A 20,504-nucleotide genomic window follows, 5' to 3' on the forward strand; every position below is an offset into this window, starting at 1 on the left:
TCGCGACGCCCTTCTGCGGGTTTTCCCGGAAACCGCCGCCGACACCCCGCTGCAATTCGTTACACCTTGATACGGCGTGCCCCGGGGCCGTGGACGACACTCCTGTTGCGTCACCACGCATGACCACGGGACCAGAACGAGGCGCAGGAACGCCGAGTCTGATCGCTCCCGAGCGTGGGATCCAGCTCCGGCGCCACGCGCCGATCCGGATCGACATTGGAGAAAAAAATGGACAACCAGAATCAGACCACGCCGCAAAAGCAACGCCTCCACCCGCTGATCGCCACCGCGGCCGGCGCCGTCATCGTCGCCAGCCTCGCGGCGACGGCAGCGATCACGGGCGTCTTCCCGAAAGCCACCAGCAGCAGCGAACAGAACGGCCAGACCCAGGCCGCGCTGATCGCGTCTCAGCCGGCGGTCGATACGGCCGCGGCCGCCAGCGCCGCGCTGGCCGCGCAAGCGCAACGACAGGCCGCGGAACAGGCCGCCGCGCAGCAGAAGGCCGCCGTCGCGCAGGCCGAGCCGAAGCCCGCGCCGCGCCCGGCTGCGCCGCACCGCCGTCACACGACCGCCCCGCAGCCGCCGCAATATGCGCAGCAGCCGTCGGCGCCTGCGCAAGCCTACTGCCAGAGTTGCGGCACGGTCGTCTCGATCACGCAAACGCGCACGCCGGGCCAGAGCTCGGGCATCGGCGCCGTGGGCGGCGCGGCGGCCGGCGGCCTGCTCGGCAACCAGTTCGGCCACGGCAACGGTCGCACCGCGATGACGATCATCGGCGCGCTGGGCGGCGGTCTCGCCGGCAACCAGGTCGAGAAACAGGTCCGCGCGGAAACCGACTATCAGGTGCAAGTGCAGATGGAAAGCGGCGCGATGCGCACGTTCACGTATCGCAACCCGCCGCCGTTCGGCCAGGGCCAGCGCGTGCGGATCGAGAACGGCACGCTGGTCGGCGCGTAAGCTCCCGATCGCGTCATCGCCGGCGTCGCTACCCCCGCGTCGTGCGCGGGCACTTCGCCCAAAACGAAAACGGCTCGCGAGCAGGCGCTCACGAGCCGTTTTTCATTGGCGCGGCGTAAACCATTGCAGCGTACGCCGTGGCCGGCCGGGTCGGTCAGTCCTCGTCGTCGAAGTCGGATTCGTCGATCCAGTGCGCCTGGATCGCCTCGAGGATCTTCTCGCCCGAGTGCGCCGGATCGTCGTCGAAGCCGTCGAGCTCCAGCACCCATTGGCGCAGGTCGACGAAGTTGATCCGCTGCGGGTCGATGTCCGGGTGCTTGTCCGCCAGCGCAAGGGCTATTTCACGCGAATCGGTCCATTTCATCGCCTGCCTCCGGTTTCGGTCAGTGATTTTCCTTCGCGTGGTTGATCGAGTACTTCGGAATCTCGACCACCAGGTCCGAATCTTCCTTCACGATCGCCTGGCACGACAGGCGCGACGTCGGCTCGAGGCCCCACGCCTTGTCCAGCAGATCGTCCTCGTCCTCCTCGGACGGCGCGAGATCGTTGAAGCCTTCGCGGATCACCACGTGGCACGTCGTGCATGCGCACGACTTCTCGCATGCGTGCTCGATCTCGATCCCGTTGTCGAGCAGGTTGTCGCAGATACTCTTGCCGGGCGTCGCGTCGATCACCGCGCCATCCGGGCACAGTTCGACGTGAGGCAGCACCACCAGTTGAGGCATGTCCGTTCCGTCAGTCAGGGTGCGGCGCCAGGCGCCGCGTGGTTCATTAGCGCGCGGGCCGTGGCCGGCCGATGCGCGGTTCGTGGGTTCAGATCTCGTCGAGCCGGCGGCCCGACAGCGCGCGCTTGATGCTCTTGTCCATCCGGCGCGCCGCGAATTCGTCGGTACCGTCGGCCAGCGCCTTGGTCGCCGCTTCGATCGCATTCGTATCGTCGCCCTGCGCGACCGCGCGCAGCGCGGCAGCCAGCGCGTCGACCTGCGCGCGCTCGCCGGCATCGAGCAGTTCGCCGTCGGCCGCCAGCGCGGCCTGCGTCGCCTCGAGCATCCGCTCGGCCTCGACCTGCGCTTCGCGCAGCGCACGGGCGCGCATGTCGATTTCGGCGGTCTTGAAACTGTCTTCCAGCATCTTCGCGATGTCGTCGTCGGCGAGGCCGTACGACGGCTTCACGACGACCGATGCCTCGACGCCCGACAACTGCTCGCGCGCAAACACCGACAACAGGCCGTCCGCGTCGACCTGATAGGTCACGCGAATGCGTGCGGCACCCGCCGTCATCGGCGGAATGCCGCGCAACTCGAAGCGCGCGAGCGACCGGCAGTCGGCGACGAGCTCGCGCTCGCCCTGCACGACGTGGATCGCCATCGCGGTCTGGCCGTCCTTGAAGGTCGTGAATTCCTGCGCACGCGCGATCGGAATCGTCGAGTTGCGCGGAATGATCTTCTCGACGAGGCCGCCCATCGTCTCGACACCGAGCGACAGCGGAATCACGTCGAGCAGCAGCCAGTCGTCGCCGGTGCCGCGATTGCCCGCGAGCAGATCGGCCTGGATCGCCGCGCCGAGCGCGACGACCTGGTCCGGATCGAGGTTCACGAGCGGCGGCTGGCCGAAATACTTCGCGACCGCGTCGCGGATCACCGGCATGCGCGTCGCGCCGCCGACGAGCACCACGCCCTTGATGTCGGCCGGCGTGACCTGTGCATCGCGCAGCGCCTTGCGGGTCGGCGTGAGCGTACGCTGCACGAGCGGCTCGACGAGCGACGCGAACGTGTCGTGCGAAATCGTCTGCACGAGGTGTGCGCCGCTCGACAGCGTCACGTCGAGCGCCGCCTCGGGCGCGGACGACAGCGCTTCCTTCAGCACGCGCACGCGATCGAGCAGCAAGCGCACGTCCTCGGGCGCGAGCGTCTTCGCGTCGATACCGGCCTGCGCGAGCACGTGATCGAACAGCGCATGGTCGAAGTCGTCACCGCCGAGCGCGGAATCGCCGCCCGCCGCCAGCACTTCGAACACGCCCTTCGTCAGCTTCAGGATCGACAGGTCGAACGTGCCGCCGCCGAGGTCGTACACCGCGTACAGGCCTTCGGCCGCGTTGTCGAGACCGTAGGCGATCGCCGCGGCGGTCGGTTCGTTCAGCAGGCGCAGCACGTTGAGGCCGGCGAGGCGCGCGGCGTCCTTGGTCGCCTGGCGCTGTGCGTCGTCGAAGTAGGCGGGCACCGTGATCACCGCACCGACCAGCTCGTCGCCGAGCGTGTCTTCCGCGCGATAGCGCAGCGTCGCGAGAATCTCGGCCGACACTTCGACCGGGCTCTTCACGCCGTCGATCGTGCGGATCTGCACCATGCCAGGCGCGTCGACGAATTCGTACGGCGCGTTCGCCGCGCCTTCGACCTCGGCCTTGCCGCGGCCCATGAAGCGCTTGACCGACACGATCGTATTGCGCGGATCGGTCGCGGCCTGCTCCTTCGCTTCGTGGCCGATGCGGCGGCCGCCCTTCTCGAGGTAACGGACCACCGACGGCAGCAGCAAGCGGCCGGCTTCGTCCGGCAGGACTTCGGGCACGCTGTTGCGCACGGCGGCGACGAGCGAGTTCGTCGTGCCGAGATCGATCCCGACGGCGAGTCGCCGCTGGTGCGGCGCCGGCGCCATGCCCGGTTCGGAAATTTGCAGTAAAGCCATCTTGGTTCGTTCGGGCGCTCGGCCCGTTTGCTGCGCGTGCCGCGAGGCACGCGGTTAAGTTTCGAGGCGCTCGATCTGCGCGCCCACTTCCGACGCGACCCGTTCGATGAACATCAGCTGACGCACGGCTTCCGCGGCGGCCTGGTCGGCACCGCTGTCGAGCAGCGTGCCGAGGCGCTCGACGCGCACGCGCTTCTCGTCGCGCAACTCGGCGAGCAACGCGTCGAGCGCGTCGACGTTGCGGGCGGCCGCGGCATCCTCGATGCCCTCGCGCCACTCCATCTGCTGCATCAGGAACGCCGGCTCCATCGCCGTGTTGTTTTCCGCGCCGATATCGACGCCGCGCAGCGACAGCAGATAGGACGCGCGCTTCAGCGGATCGCGCAGCGTGCGGTACGCCTCGTTCGCGCGCGTGGCCCATTGCATCGCGATGCGCTTTTGCGCATCGCCGGCCGCCGCGAAGCGGTCCGGGTGCACCTGCGTCTGCACCGTCCGGTAGGCGGCGTCGAGCGCCGTCTCGTCGAGCGCGAATTGCGCCGGCAGGTGAAACAGGTCGAAATGGCTGTCTTTCAGCGAAACCATCGTCGCGTTCAATTCCGGTTCGTCGCGCGGCAAACGCCGCACATTAAAAAGGCGGCCCGTGCCGCCTCTTGCCCGCATCGCGCGGAGGGAGCCGCGTCACACGCGGAACGATTCCCCGCACCCGCACTCGTCCTTCACGTTCGGGTTGTTGAACTTGAACCCTTCGTTCAGGCCTTCGCGGGCGAAGTCGAGCTCGGTGCCGTCGATATAGGCGAGGCTCTTCGGATCGACGACGACCTTCACGCCATGGCTCTCGAACACCTGATCCTCGGGAGCCAGCTCGTCGACATACTCGAGCTTGTACGCGAGCCCCGAGCACCCGGTCGTGCGAACGCCAAGCCGCAGGCCCACACCCTTGCCGCGGCGGACGAGGTATTTCTGGACGTGTTGTGCTGCTTTTTCGGTCAGTGTAATTGCCATGATGTCCTTGCCGCGGGGCGCCTGGACGACGCACCGCGTTCCTTCACAACGCTCGATGCCGCTCAGGCTGCTGCCTGATCGCTTTCCTTGGTGTCGTGGCGCTTCTTGTAGTCGGCCACGGCTGCCTTGATCGCGTCTTCCGCGAGGATCGAGCAGTGAATCTTCACCGGCGGCAGCGCGAGTTCCTCGGCGATCTGCGTGTTCTTGATCGACAGTGCCTCGTCGAGCGTCTTGCCCTTCACCCATTCGGTGACGAGCGAGCTCGATGCGATCGCCGAACCGCAACCGTAGGTCTTGAACTTCGCGTCTTCGATCACGCCGTCCGCGCCGACGCGGATCTGCAGCTTCATCACGTCGCCGCACGCCGGCGCGCCGACCATGCCCGTGCCGACCGTGTCGTCGTCCTTCGCGAACGAACCGACGTTGCGCGGGTTTTCGTAGTGATCCAGAACCTTGTTGCTGTAAGACATGACTCAGACTCCTTGACTCGTTACGTCTGCGTGCGTCAATCCGCCCGCGGTTGCATTCAATGCGGTATCAGTGCGCGGCCCATTCGATCGTCGACAGATCGATGCCTTCCTGGTGCATTTCCCAGAGCGGCGACAGTTCGCGCAGCTTCGCGATCTTGCTGTTCAGCAGATCGATCACGAAGTCGACTTCCTGCTCCGTCGTGAAGCGGCCGACCGTGAAGCGGATCGAGCTGTGCGCGAGCTCGTCGTTGCGGCCGAGCGCGCGCAGCACGTACGACGGCTCCAGCGACGCCGACGTGCACGCGGAGCCCGACGACACCGCGACGTCCTTGATCGCCATGATCAGCGACTCGCCTTCGACGAAGTTGAAGCTGATGTTCAGGTTGTGCGGGACACGGTGGTCCATGTCGCCGTTCACGTAGGTTTCCTCGATCTGCGACAGGCCGCGCAGCAGCTTGTCGCGCAGCATGCGGATGCGCTCGTTCTCGGTCGCCATTTCCTCGCGCGCGATGCGGAACGCCTCGCCCATGCCGACGATCTGGTGCGTCGGCAGCGTGCCCGAACGCATGCCGCGCTCGTGACCGCCGCCGTGCATCTGCGCCTCGATGCGCACGCGCGGCTTGCGGCGCACGTACAGCGCGCCGATGCCCTTCGGGCCGTACGTCTTGTGGGCCGAGAACGACATCAGGTCGACCTTCAGCTTCGCGAGATCGATTTCGACCTTGCCGGTCGACTGCGCGGCATCGACGTGGAACACGATGCCCTTCTCGCGGCAGATTTCGCCGATCGTCTCGATGTCCTGGATCACGCCGATCTCGTTGTTCACGTGCATCACCGACACGAGGATCGTGTCCGGGCGCAACGCGGCCTTGAGCACGTCGAGATCGATCAGGCCGTCTTCCTTCACGTCGAGGTAGGTGACTTCGAAACCGTCGCGCTCGAGCTCGCGGCACGTGTCGAGCACGGCCTTGTGCTCGGTCTTCACCGTGACGATGTGCTTGCCCTTGCCCTTGTAGAAATTCGCGGCGCCCTTGATCGCGAGGTTGTCCGACTCGGTGGCGCCGGACGTCCAGATGATCTCGCGCGGATCGGCGTTCACGAGTGCGGCCACCTGTTCGCGCGCTTCCTCGACCGCACGCTCCGCGTCCCAGCCATAAGCGTGGCTGCGCGACGCCGGGTTGCCGAACTGCTCGCGCAGGTACGGCACCATCTTGTCGACCACGCGCGGATCGACGGGCGTCGTCGCGCTGTAATCCATATAGATGGGCAGGTGGAGAGTCTCTTGGGTCATCTGTCGCTCCGGGTATTCTGTGCAGGGACTATGTGCGTTATGGGGTGTGACGGGCGCCTTCGCGCTCACGAACTCGCGATGTTGAACACCGAATTGGGGCCGAGCGGCATCGTGCGCACGGGCTCGGCCGGTGCGGCGACGGGCTCCGGCGCGCGACGGTCGCGCAGCACCGCAGGGGCGCCCTCGCGTGCGCGCTGCTGATCGACGAGATCCTGAAGCGACACCGAATCGAGGTATTCGACCATTTTCTGGTTCAGCGTCGACCACAGCTCGTGCGTCATGCAATGGCCGTCGGGCTGCTTCGAGCCGTCGCACGTGCCTTTGCCGCCGCACTGCGTGGCGTCGAGCGGTTCATCGACCGCGATGATGATGTCGGCAACGGTGACGTCCTGCGCGCGACGCGCGAGGTTGTAGCCGCCGCCCGGGCCGCGCACGGATTCGACGATTTCATGCCTGCGCAGCTTGCCGAACAGCTGTTCGAGATACGAGAGCGAAATCCGCTGGCGCTGGCTGATGCCTGCAAGCGTCACCGGGCCCTGCTCCTGGCGCAGTGCCAAGTCAATCATCGCCGTGACGGCGAAACGGCCTTTGGTGGTGAGTCTCATGGTGTCTAGGGGACTGCAATCTTGACGATTTTGGTCAAGTATAAATATTTGACGATTTTAGTCAAGTATCCATGTCTTCGACAGGGTATTCGCAGACCGCTGAATTTCCCGTGTCGATCAGCGCGCGGCGCGACTGCGCAGCGTGTCCAGCAGGCCCGCGCACGCGCGCTCGACCTGATCGAGCACCTGTTCGAAGCCCTGCTCGCCGCCGAAATAAGGATCGGCCACCTCGGTCTCGGCCGCGCCCGGCGCGAATTCCATCAGCAGGCGCACCTTGTCGCGATGCGCCGGCGGACAGCGCCGGCGCAATTCCGCGAGGTTGGCTTCGTCCATCGCCAGCAGCAGGTCGAAACGCTCGAAATCCGCCGCGCTCACCTGCCGCGCCCGCAGCGCCGACAAGTCATAGCCGCGGGTGCGGGCCGCCGCCTGCGCGCGCGAGTCGGGCGGCTCGCCGACGTGCCAATCGCCGGTGCCGGCCGAATCGATCGCGATCCGGTCGGCCAGCCCGGCCGCGCCCACCTGGTGGCGCATCACGCCTTCCGCCGTGGGCGAACGGCAGATATTGCCGAGACAGACGAAACAGATCGCTACGCGGGTCATCGCACTATCGGAAAACCGCGGCGAACCGCGTGGGAAGAAGAACGCGCCATTATACAAAGGCGCCCGAAATCGCGCCGCCGCGCGAAGCGACGGCGACGTGCCTTACAGCGCCTTGGGCGCAGCGATCACGACGTCGCCGGATGCGGCCGGCAGCGGCTTCGCCGCGTCGTCGACCAGCCCGAACGACACCGCGCGCGCCAGTTCGGCGGACGCCTGATGAGCCGCGAGCGGGCCGCGCGACGGCGCATCGGCCATCGCATGCAGATAGGCAGCCGCCGCCAGCGGAACCACGATTGCCAGCGGCCAGTACATCGATATTGTCTTTTTCATGATGCGTACCTCCTTGACCTCGTACCCCGAAACCCGATTCCGGGGACTACAGCCAAGATTCTATAGATCGCATCTATCGAGATAAATATGCGAATAGCGAACGCACTGTTGCTGCTCACTGAACAGTGTCAGCCGAGGTGGCTTTGCGACGCCGCGTACAGTTCGCGGAACGTGCGCCCGGTCGGTGTCGGCATGTCGCGCGTGTCCATCCAGCCGCCCATTATCGGCAGGCGCCGCAGCATGCCGCCGTTGCCGCCCAGCCGCTCGAGGACGCGCACCGCGAGCTTGGTCGTCAGCGCATACAGCATCGGCCGCCGGGCGAGGAAACCCCACGCGGCGAGCGCCGCCCGCTCGCGCCACGGCCGCAGATGGCGCTCGACCTGCTTCTCGCGCAGCGTGCGCAACAGGTGCGACAACGGAATCCCGACCGGACATACGCTGTCGCATTCGCCGCACAGCGTCGCCGCCTGCGGCAGGTCGAGCGCGCGATCGAGCCCGACGTAGCTCGGCGTCAGCACCGATCCCATCGGCCCCGGATAGACCCAGCCGTACGCATGACCGCCAACCTTCTGGTACACCGGGCAATGGTTCATGCACGCGCCGCAGCGGATGCAGCGCAGCATCTCCTGGAATTCGCCGCCGATCAGGCCCGTGCGGCCGCCGTCGACGAGCACCACGTAGTTGTGCTCGGGGCCGTCCTCGTCGCCGGGCCCGCGCGGCCCGGTCAGCAGCGAGAAATAGTTCGACGTCTTCTGCCCGGTCGCGGAACGCGGCAGCAGCCGCATCGCGGTCGCGAGATCCTCGAGCGTCGGCAGTACCTTCTCGATGCCGGTCACCGCGACATGCACGCGGGGCATGACCGTGCACATGCCCTCGTTCCCTTCGTTCGTCACGATCGCGACCGAACCCGTCTCGGCGATCACGAAGTTGCCGCCCGTCACGCCCATGTCGGCCGACATGAAATGCGGGCGCAGCACCTCGCGCGCCTCGCGCGTCATGTCCGGAATCTCGGTGAGCCGCTCGCGCCGGTGCGTGCGCGCGAACAGGTCGGCGATCTCGTCCTTGTCCTTGTGCACGACGGGCGCAATGATGTGGCTCGGCGGCTCGTTGTCGTTGATCTGCAGGATGTATTCGCCGAGGTCCGTCTCGATCGACTGCACGCCCATCTCGGCGAGCACCGCGTTCAGCCGCATTTCCTCGGACACCATCGACTTGGTCTTGATGACCTTCTTCACGTCGTGCCGGCGCGCGATGTCGGCCACGAGCCGCGCGGCGTCGGCGGTCGTTTCGGCGAACAGCACCGTCGTGCCGCGCCGCGTCGCCTCGCGCTCGAATGCCTCGAGCCACACGTCGAGATTCTCCAGCGCGCGGTTGCGGCGCGCCTTGAGCGCGGCGCGCGTGGCCGGGAAGTCGATCAGGGTCATCGCGTCGGCGCGGGCGGACACGAACTTCGTCGACAGTTTCTTCAGGTTCTGCTGCAGGCGCTGGTCGGCCAGCTTCTGGCCGGCGCGCGCCTTGAAATGCATCGATTGGACTTGCATCGCGGTATCGGGGAAAGTGAGCGGAACCGGGCGTCAGACGTCGCCCGCCAGCACCTGCGCGACGTGCAGCACGCGCGTGTCGCGGTCGCCGGTGCGGCGCAACCGCCCTTCGATGTTCAACATGCAGCCGAGATCGCCGAGCACGACCGTGCCCGCGCCCGACGCGCGCACGTTCGCGCATTTCTCGTCCGCGATGGCCGCCGAGATGTCGCCGTACTTGACCGCGAACGTGCCGCCGAAGCCGCAACAGTGCTCGCAATCCTTCATCTCGGTCACCGCGACGCCGCGCTGCGCGAGCAGCGCGCGCGGCTGCGCCTTCACGCCGAGCTCGCGCAGGCCCGAGCACGAATCGTGATAGGTGACCGGCCCGGCGAACTCGCCCGGCGCGAGCGACACCTTCGCGACGTTCGCGAGGAAGTCGGTCAGTTCGTGGACTTTCTGCTGGAACCGCGTGTAGCGCCCCATCAGTTCGGGATCGTCGCGAAACAGGTCGCCGTAGTGCGCGCGGATCATCCCGCCGCACGAACCCGACGGCGCGACGACGTAATCGAACTGCTCGAACTCGCGCAGGGTCTTTTCCGCGAGGTCGCGCGCCAGCGCGCGGTCGCCCGAGTTGTAGGCCGGCTGGCCGCAGCAGGTCTGCGCGGGCGGCACGATCACCTCGTAGCCGGCGTCGCGAATCAGCTTGAGCGCCGAAAAACCGATTTCGGGGCGCATCAGGTCGACCAGGCAGGTCACGAACAAACCGACTCGCATACGTGCTCCTTCGAGAAAACGGCTCTCATTATCCGACGTTTGACCGGCAAGACCAACGCCGGCCCGCGCGCAAGCCCGCGCCGCACGAAACGAGGACTTCCTCGAACGGCGTTCGCTTTTTTCACGATACGAGATACAATCGGTCCAACACCGCCTGACGCGTCAATCGATTCCTCCCCCCGACATGAGCCAACCCACCCCCGATTCAAAAACGTCGATCCAGGTGATCGAACGCATGATGCGGTTGCTGGACGCGCTCGCCGCGCACAGCGACCCCGTCAGCCTCAAGGAACTCGCGCAGCGTACGGAGCTGCACCCGTCGACCGCGCACCGCATCCTCAACGACATGGTGACCTGCCGCCTCGTCGACCGCTCCGATCCCGGCACCTACCGTCTCGGCATGCGGCTGCTCGAGCTCGGCAATCTCGTGAAGGCGCGCCTGTCGGTGCGCGACGCGGCGCTGATGCCGATGCGCGAGCTGCACCGCCTCACCGGGCAGACCGTGAACCTGTCGGTGCGCCAGGGCGACGAGATCGTCTATATCGAGCGCGCGTACTCCGAGCGCTCGGGAATGCAGGTCGTCCGCGCGATCGGCGGCCGCGCGCCGCTGCATCTCACGTCGGTCGGCAAGCTGTTCCTCGCGGCCGACGAGACGTCGCGCGTGCGTGCCTATGCGACGCGCACGGGGCTGTCCGGCCATACGCAGAACAGCATCACCGATATCGCGAAGCTCGAACGCGAGCTGACGATCGTCCGCCAGCAGTCGTGCGCGCGCGACAACGAGGAGCTCGAACTCGGCGTGCGCTGCATCGCGGCCGGCATCTACGACGATTCCGGGAAGCTCGTTGCCGGCCTGTCGCTGTCGGCGCCGGCCGACCGGCTGCAGGACGCATGGCTCGGCCAGTTGAGCCGGACGGCGCTCACCATCTCGGAATCGCTCGGCTACCGGCCGGCGCCCGAGAAAGACGTGGACGGGCTGCAGCGGCAGGCGTAAGCCTCGCCGTCGGCCCGGCACCGGCCCCGGCTCCCGATTCGTCGGACAAAAAAAGCCCCGCGATTGCGGGGCTTCTTCGTTGCGGCGATCGGCATGGCGGCGAACCGCCGTGGACGATCAGGTGCCGCCGTTCGGCGTATTGGCCGCCGTCAGGCGCTCGCCGCCGCCGGCATCGAGCCAGTTGCGCAGGCGCGAGGCGTCGGCGAAGCGCGAGTACTTGCCGAACGAATCGAGCAGCACCATCACCATCGGCCGGCCGTGGATCGTCGCCTGCATCACCAGGCATTCACCCGCTTCGTTGATGAAGCCCGTCTTCTGCAGGCCGATGTCCCACGAGCCGTTGCCGCGGATCAGCGCGTTGGTGCTGTTGTAGACCAGGTTGCGCTTGCCCGTGTACACCTCGTAGGTGCGATCGGTCGAGAACTGACGGATCATCGGGTACTGGTACGCCGCATTGACCATCTTCACGAGGTCGCGCGCACTCGACACGTTCGAGCTCGACAGGCCGGTGGAATTCTCGAAGTGCGTGTCGGTCATGCCGAGCGACTTCGCCTTCGCGTTCATCGCCGCGATGAACGCCGGACGGCCGCCCGGGTAGTAACGCGACAGCGCTGCCGCCGCGCGGTTTTCCGACGCCATCAGCGCGATGTGCAGCATGTCCTCGCGCGACAGCACCGAGCCGACCGACAGGCGCGAGCCCGTGCCCTTCTCGTAGTCGCGGTCTTCGTCGGTGACTTCGATCTGGTCGGCCATCGGCGCTTTCGAGTCGAGCACGACCATTGCCGTCATCAGCTTCGAGATCGACGCGATCGGCACGACCGCGTGCGAATTCTTGTCGAACAGCGGCTCGCCGGTATTCTGGTCGACGACGTACGCGACGCTCGAGCGCAGCGCGAGCGCGTCGGGCGTGTCGTGCAGGCCGAACGCCTGGCCGACCGTCGGGCGGCGCGGCTGGAACGCGACCTTGCGCACCGCGCCGCGATGGCCGCCGTGCACGCTGTTCGCCGCGAGCGTCACGCGCTTTCGCGACGCCTTCGCGCGCGGCGCATCGGCCGAGGCGACCTTGGCGGATTTGTCGGAGGTCGCCCCGGCCGACTTCTTCTTCGCGGACGAAGCAGGAGCGACGGCCTTTTTCTTGGCGGCTTGGGTCTTCGCAGTGGCGGCGAAGGCGTCAGCAGGCGTGACGGACGCGGTGGTCGCCAGCAACGCGACTGCGACCGACACAGCGGTGCCGAGCGTCATGCTCTGCAACAATCTGCGCGGTGAAAACGATTCGGCTTTCATTGGGGTCTGGACAAAGCGGGCGGGAGGTTTCCGCAAGTGTAGTTAAAGCTGAAAAAAAGAGCAATATTAGGCACTTACCGATCGTCTTTAAACCGGAATGTAAGAGTCGGCCAACCTCTGGCCAATCGACTCTCCCGCTCCCATCGAAAAAATCCATGGGACGCACTGCCCGACAGCGCCCGTCTCCCGATTACCGCACGGTTAATTGAGATAACGTCACTTTGGAGGCGATTTAAAGCGGGGAAACTACGTATCCGGGGCTCGGCGTGCCAAGGGCGCCGGTCTCGACCGTGGCGGCGGCACGTCGCCACGGCACGCGCATCGAAACGGCGCGTTTTTCGACAGGAACAGAAGGATAACGTTCCATGGGCCTGTCAGGTTTACCTGTGCATGATCATGGTGCGACGCGTTTGCCCCGCCGCCGTGCGCACCATGTGGGAACGCGCCTGAAACCGATTCCGAACGGGCGCGATAACTCGTTGTTTTATCGATAATTTGTCGCGATTGTGCAACGCACAAAAAATGCTTGACATCCGCTTTCTCTGCCCTAAAATAGGCCTCATTGCTGCGTTGCACAAAGCGCGCGGCGCCGAAGTTCCCCAGCGTAGTGCCCTTTATCTTGCGATCGACGCGATCGTTTTTCAGGAGCCTGACATGTCCTTGCTGACCCCCGAGCAAATCGCCGCCGCCCAAAAAGCCAACCTCGAAAGCCTGTTCGGTCTGACGACCAAGGCGTTCGAAGGCGTCGAGAAGCTGATCGAACTCAACCTGCAAGTCGTGAAGTCGACGCTGGCCGAAGGCCAGGAAAATGCACAGCGCCTGCTGTCGGTGAAGGACGCGCAGGAACTGATCGCGCTGCAGGCGAGCCTGTCGCAGCCGGTCGCGGAAAAGGTGCTGTCGTACGGCCGTCACCTGTACGAAATCGCATCGTCGACGCAAGCCGAATTCGCGAAGGTTGCCGAAGCGCAATTCGACGAGCAGAACAAGAAGGTCCAGGCGCTCGTCGACAACGTCGCGAAGAACGCCCCGGCCGGTTCGGAAACGGCCGTCGCCGCACTGAAGTCGGCACTGAACGCTGCGAACACCACGTACGAAACGGTTCAGAAGGCCACGAAGCAAGCAGTGGAAATCGCTGAAACGAACTTCAACGCCGCTGCCGCCGTCGCCACGAAGGCTGCCACCGCCGCTGCCGCACGTCGTTCGAGCAAGCCGGCCGCGTAAGCGTCCCCTGCTCCTGAAAGAGCCGCGCGCAGCGCGGCTTTTTCGTTTCCGGCGCCGGAGCGCGCGCGGGCGGCGAACTGCCCGCCACAACGAACCCGTCGCACGCCCCGCAAAAGAAAACGCCGTCGGCCGGATGACCCGGGCGACGGCGTTTTTTCACGGCCGGCGCGTGGCCGGCCGTACCGCTCGCGTTACTTCTTGCGCTGCGGCGGCAGGTCCGTACAGACGCCTTCGTACAGTTCGGCGGCCATGCCGACCGATTCGCCGAGCGTCGGGTGCGGATGGATCGTCTTGCCGATGTCTTCCGCGTCCGCGCCCATCTCGACCGCGAGGCACACTTCGCTGATCAGGTCGCCCGCGTTCAGGCCGACGATGCCGCCGCCGATCACGCGATGGGTTTCCTCGTCGAAGATCAGCTTCGTGAAGCCTTCGTCGCGGCCGTTCGCGATCGCGCGGCCCGACGCGGCCCACGGGAACACGGCCTTGCCGTACTTGATGCCTTCGGCCTTGCACTGGTCTTCCGTCTTGCCGGCCCACGCCACTTCCGGATCGGTGTACGCCACCGACGGGATCTGCAGTGCGTCGAAATACGCCTTCTCGCCGTGCGCGGCTTCCGCGGCGACGTGGCCTTCGTGCACGGCCTTGTGCGCGAGCATCGGCTGGCCGACGATATCGCCGATCGCGAAGATGTGCGGCACGTTCGTGCGCATCTGCTTGTCGACGTCGATGAAGCCGCGATCCGTGACCGCGACGCCGGCCTTGTCGGCGCCGATCTTCTTGCCGTTCGGGCTGCGGCCCACCGCGACGAGCACGAGGTCGTAGCGCTGCGCTTCCGCGGGCGCCTTCTCGCCCTCGAACTTCACGTAGATGCCGTCTTCCTTCGCTTCCGCGCCGACCGTCTTGGTCTTCAGCATCACGTTGCCGAAGCGCTTCGCGTTGTACTTTTCCCAGACCTTCACGAGATCGCGGTCGGCGCCCATCATCAGGCCGTCCATCATTTCGACGACGTCGATCTCCGCGCCGAGCGTCGCGTACACCGTGGCCATTTCGAGGCCGATGATGCCGCCGCCGATCACGAGCATGCGCTTGGGCAACTGGCGCAGTTCGAGCGCGCCCGTCGAATCGACGATGCGCGGGTCTTCCGGCATGAACGGCAGTTTCACCGCTTGCGAGCCGGCGGCGATGATCGCCTGCTTGAACTTGACGACCTTCTTGCCGTTTTCGCCCTGCACTTCCATGTGGAACGGATCGACGAACGCGCCGACGCCGGTGACCACTTCGACCTTGCGCGCCTTCGCCATGCCGGCGAGGCCCGTCGTCAGTTTCTTGACGACGCCGCCCTTGAAGTCGCGCAGTTTGTCGAGATCGACTTGCGGCTTGCCGAACGTGATGCCGTGCGACGCGAGCGCCGCGGCTTCGTCGATGACGAGTGCCGTGTGCAGCAGCGCCTTCGACGGGATGCAGCCGACGTTCAGGCACACGCCGCCGAGCGTCGAATAGCGTTCGACGAGCACGGTCTTCATGCCGAGATCGGCGGCGCGGAACGCGGCCGAGTAGCCGCCGGGGCCGGCGCCGAGCACGAGCATGTCGCACTCGATGTCGGCGGCACCTGCGTAGCTGCCGGCTTGCGGCGCGGGTGCCGGCGCGGCTGCGGCCGGCGCCGGTGCGGCGGCTGCGGGCTTCGGCGCTTCGGGTGCTTTCGCGGGAGCGGCTGCGCCTGCCGAGGCTTCGACGATGGCGATGATGGTGCCTTGCGAGACTTTCTCGCCGGCTTTGACCTTGACTTCCTTGACGGTGCCGGCGACGTCGCTGGGCACTTCCATGGAGGCTTTATCGGATTCGAGCGTGATGAGGGTTTGTTCTTTTTCGATCACGTCGCCGGGTTTGACGTTGACTTCGATGACATCGACGCCGCTGAAATCGCCGATATCCGGAACCTTGACTTCGATGAGACTCATGACTGTCCCCTTCTTGATTGACTGCGGAGAGAGAGGGAGGGGCTGGCGAAAAAGCGGAACCTGACGCCATGCGGCCTGACAAGAGCACGGGACGTTGGGCAGGACCACCTTTGCCGTCCGCCCAAGGACGCGCCTTTCTTTTGGTTACTTTTCTTTGGAAGACAAAGAAAAGTGACCGCCGCCCCGCGCAGGGGCGACGCTAGCAGACCGTTGGCAAAACAGGTTCAACGAAAGGGCGTGGAGCACCAAAAACAAACCCACGCCCTCGCGAGCCCCCTCCCCGCTCATCAAAGAATGATGCGACGGAAATCGGCGAGCAACGCCCCGAGATACGCATTGAACCGCGCGGCCTCGGCGCCATCGATCACGCGATGGTCATACGACAGCGACAGCGGCAGCGTGAGCCGCGGCACGAACTGCTTGCCGTCCCACACCGGCTTCATCTGGCCGCGCGACAACCCGAGGATGGCGACTTCCGGCGCATTGATGATCGGCGTGAAGTTCGTCCCGCCGATGCCGCCGAGCGACGAGATCGAGAAGCAGCCGCCCTGCATCTGGTCCGGCTTCAGCTTGCCGTCGCGCGCGGCCTTCGACAGCTCGGCCATTTCCTTCGCGATATCGACGAGCCCCTTCTTGTCCGCATCGCGGATCACCGGCACGACGAGACCGTTCGGCGTGTCGGCTGCAAACCCGATGTGGTAGTACTGCTTGAACACCAGGTTGTCGCCGTCGAGGCTCGCGTTGAAGGTCGGGAACTTCTTCAGCGCGGCGACGACTGCCTTGATCACGAACGCGAGCATCGTGAACTTCACGCCCGCCTTCTCGTGCTCCTTGTTCAACTGGACGCGCAGCGCTTCGAGCTCGGTGATGTCCGCTTCGTCGTTGTTCGTGACGTGCGGGATCATCACCCAGTTGCGATGCAGGTTCGCGCCCGAGATCTTCTTGATGCGCGACAGCGGCTTCGCCTCGAACGGGCCGAACTTCGAGAAGTCGACCTTCGGCCACGGCAGCAGGTTCAGCTCGCCGCCGCCTGCCGGCGCGGCTGCCGCGGCCGGGGCCGGGGCCGCGCGCTGGCCCGTCATCACGCCCTTCACGAAGCCCGTGATGTCTTCCTTCGTGATGCGGCCCTTCGGACCGCTACCCTGCACGCGCGCGACTTCGACGCCGAGTTCGCGTGCGAACTTGCGCACGGACGGCGACGCGTGGCTCGCGCGGTATTCACCCGACGGCGCAGCGGCCGGCGCGGCAGCAGCCGGTGCGGGCGCGGCCTGCGCGGGCGCCGGTGCGGCAGCAGGTGCGGGCGCCGGAGCAGCCGGAGCCGGCGCGCTGGCCTGCGGCGCGGCGGCAGCCGGTGCACCCGCGGTTTCGAGCAGCACGATCAGCGTGCCTTCCGACACCGAATCGCCCACCTTCACCTTGATGTCCTTCACGACGCCGGCGGCCGGGCTCGGCACGTCCATCGTCGCCTTGTCCGATTCGAGCGTGACGAGCGACTGTTCCTTCTCGACCGTGTCGCCGACCTTCACGCCGATCTCGATCACCGGAACGTCCTTGTAGTCGCCGATGTCGGGCACCTTCACCTCGAGCGTACCGCCGGAGGCTGCCGGGGCGGCGGCGGGCGCCGCGGCGGCCGGTGCCGGCGCTGCTGCCGGAGCCGGAGCCGCGGCCGGCGCGGCCGCGCCGTTCGCCTGGGCGCCTGCGCCGCCTTCGAGCAGCACGATCAGCGAACCTTCCGACACGGAATCGCCGACCTTGACCTTGATTTCCTTCACGACGCCGCCGACCGGGCTCGGCACGTCCATCGTCGCCTTGTCGGACTCGAGCGTGACGAGCGACTGCTCGGGCTCGACCGTATCGCCGACCTTCACGCCGATCTCGATGACCGGCACGTCCTTGTAATCGCCGATATCCGGCACCTTCACTTCGATCGCTTGACTCATCTGTTTCTGTCTCCATGGCCGCGCGCGCTCCTCGCGGGAGCGGCGCGCGGCATTACACGGCGTGTGCGTTTAAACGGTCATCGGGTTGGGCTTGGACGGATCGAGGTTGTACTTGGCGATCGCGTCCGCGACCACCTTGCGCTCGATCGTGCCTTCGTCGGCCAGCGCGTTGAGCGCGGCGACGGTGACCCAGTGACGGTCGACCTCGAAGAAGTGACGCAGCTTCTCGCGGGTGTCCGAACGACCGAAACCGTCGGTGCCCAGCACGACGAAGCGGCGGTCGATCTGGCCGCGGATCTGGTCGACCAGCGCACGGACGTAGTCGGTCGACGCGATGACCGGGCCCTGCGTGTCCTTCAGGCACTTCTGCACATGCGACAGGCGACGCTCCTCGGTCGGATGGAGCAGGTTCCAGCGCTCGACGTCGTGGCCTTCGCGCGCGAGCTCGGTGAAGCTCGGCACGCTCCACAGGTCGGCGGCGACACCCCAGTCGTTCTTCAGCAGGTCGGCGGCGGCGATCACTTCGTTGAAGATCGTGCCCGCGCCGAGCAGCTGGACGCGCGGCGCCTTCTTGTCGGCGTCGGCCTTCCTGAACGCGTACATGCCCTTGATGATGTCGGCCGCCACGTGCTCGCCCTGCGGAATCGCCGGGTGCTCGTAGTTCTCGTTCATCACCGTGATGTAGTAGTACACGTCTTCCTGGTCCTGCACCATGCGGCGCAGGCCGTCCTGGATGATCACCGCGAGTTCGTAGCCGAACGTCGGATCGTAGCTCACGCAGTTCGGCACCGATGCCGCCCACAGCAGCGAGTGGCCGTCTTCGTGCTGCAGGCCTTCGCCGTTCAGCGTCGTGCGGCCCGCGGTGCCGCCGAGCAGGAAGCCGCGCGAGCGCATGTCGCCCGCGGCCCAGGCGAGGTCGCCGATCCGCTGGAAGCCGAACATCGAGTAGAAGATGTAGAACGGCACCATGATCTCGCCGTGCGTCGAATACGACGTCGCCGCCGCGATCCAGTCGCACATGCCGCCCGCTTCGTTGATGCCTTCCTGCAGGATCTGGCCGGTCTGCGATTCCTTGTAGAACATCAGCTGGTCGGAATCTTCCGGCACGTACTTCTGGCCTTCCTGGTTCCAGATACCGATCTGGCGGAACAGGCCTTCCATGCCGAACGTACGCGATTCGTCCGGAACGATCGGCACGACGCGCTTGCCGAGCGCCTTGTCCTTCAGCAGGATGTTCAGGATCCGCACGAACGCCATCGTCGTCGAGATCTCGCGGCCTTCGCCCGTGCCCTTCAGGAGCGGCTCGAACGCGTCGAGCGCCGGCACCGGCAGCGACGTCGCCTTCTCGCGGCGGTGCGGCAGGTAGCCGCCGAGGTCCATGCGCTTCTGGCGCATGTATTCGAGTTCCTTCGAGCCTTCCTCGAACTTCAGGTACGGCACGTCGGCGATCTGCTCGTCGGTGATCGGCAGGCGGAACTGGTCGCGGAACTTCTTCAGTTGCTCGACCGGCAGCTTCTTCTGCTGGTGCGTGATGTTCATCGCCTGGCCCGACTCGCCCATCCCGTAGCCCTTGATGGTCTTCGCGAGGATGACGGTCGGCGCGCCCTTCGTGTTCGTGGCTTCGTGGAACGCCGCGTAGATCTTGTGCGGATCGTGGCCGCCGCGGTTCAGCGCCCAGATGTCGTCGTCCGACCAGTCGGCGACGAGCGCCTTCAGTTCAGGCGTGTTGAAGAAGTGCTCGCGAACGTACGCGCCCGACTCCGACTTGTACGTCTGGTATTCGCCGTCGACGCACTCCATCATGCGGCGCATCAGCGCGCCCGACTTGTCGCGCGCGAACAGCGCATCCCAGCGGCTGCCCCAGATGACCTTGATCACGTTCCAGCCGGCGCCGCGGAATTCCGATTCCAGTTCCTGGATGATCTTGCCGTTGCCGCGCACCGGGCCGTCGAGACGCTGCAGGTTGCAGTTGATCACGAACACGAGGTTGTCGAGCTTCTCGCGGCTCGCCATGCCGATCGCGCCGAGCGATTCCGGCTCGTCCGTCTCGCCGTCGCCGAGGAACGCCCACACCTTGCGGCCTTCCGTCTTCGCGATGCCGCGCGACTCGAGGTACTTCATGAAGCGTGCCTGGTAGATCGCCATGATCGGGCCGAGGCCCATCGACACGGTCGGGAACTGCCAGAAATCCGGCATCAGCCACGGGTGCGGGTACGACGAGATGCCCTTGCCGTCGACTTCCTGGCGGAAGTTGTCGAGCTGCTCTTCCGACAGGCGGCCGAGCAGGAACGCGCGCGAGTACACGCCCGGCGACGAGTGGCCCTGCACGAACACGAGATCGCCGCCGTGCTGGTCGGACGCCGCGTGCCAGAAGTGGTTGTAGCCGACGTCGTAGAGCGTCGCGGCCGATGCGAACGATGCGATGTGGCCGCCGACGTTCGTGTCCTTGCCTGCACGCAGCACCATCGCCAGCGCGTTCCAGCGCGTGTACGAACGGATGCGGTGCTCGATGTCCTGGTCGCCCGGAATCTTCGCCTGGGCTTCGACCGGAATCGTGTTGATATACGGGGTATTGGCGGAGAACGGCAGGTGTTCGCCGTGCATGCGGGCGAATTCGATCTGCTTTTCGATCAGGTAGTGCGCGCGGCCAGTGCCCACGGAGGAGATCACGCCATCGAGCGACTCGAGCCACTCGACGGTTTCTTGCGGGTCGTCGTCACGTTCGGCGGCGACATATTTCATCACTTCGTTCGGTACAGCGGACATTCTCGTCTCCTGGGTCCTGGAATGTGAGGATCGCTCTCGTGCAGACGACGCGACGCGACCGGCTGCGGGCAAGCTCCGACGGATTGTAATGAGCGTGGACGGGCCTG

Annotated in this window: 19 protein-coding genes; 3 read left to right on the forward strand and 16 right to left on the reverse strand. The window is 66.1% G+C overall.

The genetic code is table 11. From position 1 onward, the window contains the following. The first annotated feature begins 228 nt into the window (after window positions 1-228). Complete coding sequence (locus QZM15_RS14110; RefSeq protein WP_059583328.1) at window positions 229-957, forward strand: glycine zipper 2TM domain-containing protein; 729 nt, start codon at window positions 229-231, stop codon at window positions 955-957. Between the two features lie 154 nt (window positions 958-1,111). Here the strand turns inward: QZM15_RS14110 and iscX are convergent, their stop codons facing one another. The 12 genes from iscX to QZM15_RS14170 all read right to left on the reverse strand — a co-directional run bounded on the left by iscX (window position 1,112) and on the right by QZM15_RS14170 (window position 10,234). Next, window positions 1,112-1,321: a Fe-S cluster assembly protein IscX gene (gene iscX / locus QZM15_RS14115; RefSeq protein ID WP_302106593.1), complete on the reverse strand. Its 210-nt coding sequence runs from the start codon at window positions 1,319-1,321 to the stop codon at window positions 1,112-1,114. 19 nt (window positions 1,322-1,340) lie between these two features. Next, on the reverse strand, window positions 1,341-1,682 hold the full coding sequence (fdx, locus tag QZM15_RS14120) for an ISC system 2Fe-2S type ferredoxin (RefSeq protein ID WP_059583325.1): 342 nt from the start codon (window positions 1,680-1,682) through the stop codon (window positions 1,341-1,343). Between the two features lie 88 nt (window positions 1,683-1,770). Further along, window positions 1,771-3,639: a Fe-S protein assembly chaperone HscA gene (hscA, locus tag QZM15_RS14125; protein ID WP_226225017.1), complete on the reverse strand. Its 1,869-nt coding sequence runs from the start codon at window positions 3,637-3,639 to the stop codon at window positions 1,771-1,773. Between the two features lie 54 nt (window positions 3,640-3,693). Further along, complete coding sequence (hscB, locus tag QZM15_RS14130) at window positions 3,694-4,221, reverse strand: Fe-S protein assembly co-chaperone HscB (RefSeq protein ID WP_006491598.1); 528 nt, start codon at window positions 4,219-4,221, stop codon at window positions 3,694-3,696. A 96-nt stretch (window positions 4,222-4,317) separates the two neighbouring features. Continuing rightward, entirely contained in the window at window positions 4,318-4,641 is a 324-nt protein-coding gene (gene iscA / locus QZM15_RS14135; RefSeq protein WP_011885413.1) for an iron-sulfur cluster assembly protein IscA, read from the reverse strand. Between the two features lie 62 nt (window positions 4,642-4,703). Continuing rightward, window positions 4,704-5,111: a Fe-S cluster assembly scaffold IscU gene (iscU, locus tag QZM15_RS14140; protein WP_006478389.1), complete on the reverse strand. Its 408-nt coding sequence runs from the start codon at window positions 5,109-5,111 to the stop codon at window positions 4,704-4,706. Between the two features lie 67 nt (window positions 5,112-5,178). Next, window positions 5,179-6,402, reverse strand: a complete 1,224-nt coding sequence (locus QZM15_RS14145; RefSeq protein ID WP_059583323.1) for an IscS subfamily cysteine desulfurase — start codon at window positions 6,400-6,402, stop codon at window positions 5,179-5,181. 65 nt (window positions 6,403-6,467) lie between these two features. Further along, a complete protein-coding gene (gene iscR / locus QZM15_RS14150) occupies window positions 6,468-7,007 on the reverse strand; it encodes a Fe-S cluster assembly transcriptional regulator IscR (protein ID WP_006401955.1) in 540 nt (179 codons plus the stop codon). Window positions 7,008-7,124: 117 nt separating this feature from the next. Further along, window positions 7,125-7,607 (reverse strand): low molecular weight protein-tyrosine-phosphatase, encoded by a 483-nt coding sequence (locus QZM15_RS14155; protein WP_059583321.1) that lies wholly within the window; start codon window positions 7,605-7,607, stop codon window positions 7,125-7,127. A gap of 102 nt (window positions 7,608-7,709) precedes the next feature. Beyond that, window positions 7,710-7,937, reverse strand: coding sequence for a hypothetical protein (locus QZM15_RS14160; protein WP_059643905.1), 228 nt, complete (start codon window positions 7,935-7,937; stop codon window positions 7,710-7,712). A 128-nt stretch (window positions 7,938-8,065) separates the two neighbouring features. Then, window positions 8,066-9,478 carry a lactate utilization protein B gene (locus QZM15_RS14165; RefSeq protein WP_302106594.1) on the reverse strand — a complete coding sequence of 471 codons (1,413 nt, stop codon included), beginning with the start codon at window positions 9,476-9,478 and terminating at the stop codon, window positions 8,066-8,068. A gap of 33 nt (window positions 9,479-9,511) precedes the next feature. Beyond that, window positions 9,512-10,234: a (Fe-S)-binding protein gene (locus tag QZM15_RS14170; RefSeq protein WP_006481974.1), complete on the reverse strand. Its 723-nt coding sequence runs from the start codon at window positions 10,232-10,234 to the stop codon at window positions 9,512-9,514. Between the two features lie 184 nt (window positions 10,235-10,418). Here QZM15_RS14170 and QZM15_RS14175 point away from each other — a divergent pair, with 184 nt between their 5' ends. Further along, on the forward strand, window positions 10,419-11,228 hold the full coding sequence (locus QZM15_RS14175; RefSeq protein WP_006478384.1) for an IclR family transcriptional regulator: 810 nt from the start codon (window positions 10,419-10,421) through the stop codon (window positions 11,226-11,228). A 117-nt stretch (window positions 11,229-11,345) separates the two neighbouring features. Here the strand turns inward: QZM15_RS14175 and pbpG are convergent, their stop codons facing one another. Next, on the reverse strand, window positions 11,346-12,512 hold the full coding sequence (gene pbpG, locus QZM15_RS14180; protein ID WP_059583315.1) for a D-alanyl-D-alanine endopeptidase: 1,167 nt from the start codon (window positions 12,510-12,512) through the stop codon (window positions 11,346-11,348). A 654-nt stretch (window positions 12,513-13,166) separates the two neighbouring features. Here pbpG and QZM15_RS14185 point away from each other — a divergent pair. Then, a complete protein-coding gene (locus QZM15_RS14185; RefSeq protein ID WP_034188948.1) occupies window positions 13,167-13,733 on the forward strand; it encodes a phasin family protein in 567 nt (188 codons plus the stop codon). A gap of 191 nt (window positions 13,734-13,924) precedes the next feature. Here QZM15_RS14185 and lpdA read toward each other — a convergent pair whose 3' ends face one another. The 3 genes from lpdA to aceE all read right to left on the reverse strand — a co-directional run bounded on the left by lpdA (window position 13,925) and on the right by aceE (window position 20,397). Further along, window positions 13,925-15,691: a dihydrolipoyl dehydrogenase gene (lpdA, locus tag QZM15_RS14190; protein WP_059583314.1), complete on the reverse strand. Its 1,767-nt coding sequence runs from the start codon at window positions 15,689-15,691 to the stop codon at window positions 13,925-13,927. A 287-nt stretch (window positions 15,692-15,978) separates the two neighbouring features. Next, window positions 15,979-17,631 carry a dihydrolipoyllysine-residue acetyltransferase gene (gene aceF / locus QZM15_RS14195; RefSeq protein ID WP_302106595.1) on the reverse strand — a complete coding sequence of 551 codons (1,653 nt, stop codon included), beginning with the start codon at window positions 17,629-17,631 and terminating at the stop codon, window positions 15,979-15,981. Between the two features lie 69 nt (window positions 17,632-17,700). Continuing rightward, entirely contained in the window at window positions 17,701-20,397 is a 2,697-nt protein-coding gene (aceE, locus tag QZM15_RS14200) for a pyruvate dehydrogenase (acetyl-transferring), homodimeric type (protein ID WP_059583310.1), read from the reverse strand. Window positions 20,398-20,504: the final 107 nt, after the last annotated feature.

It is taken from the genome of Burkholderia sp. AU44665 (assembly GCF_030504405.1).
In the GTDB taxonomy this organism is placed as follows: Bacteria; Pseudomonadota; Gammaproteobacteria; order Burkholderiales; family Burkholderiaceae; genus Burkholderia; species Burkholderia semiarida.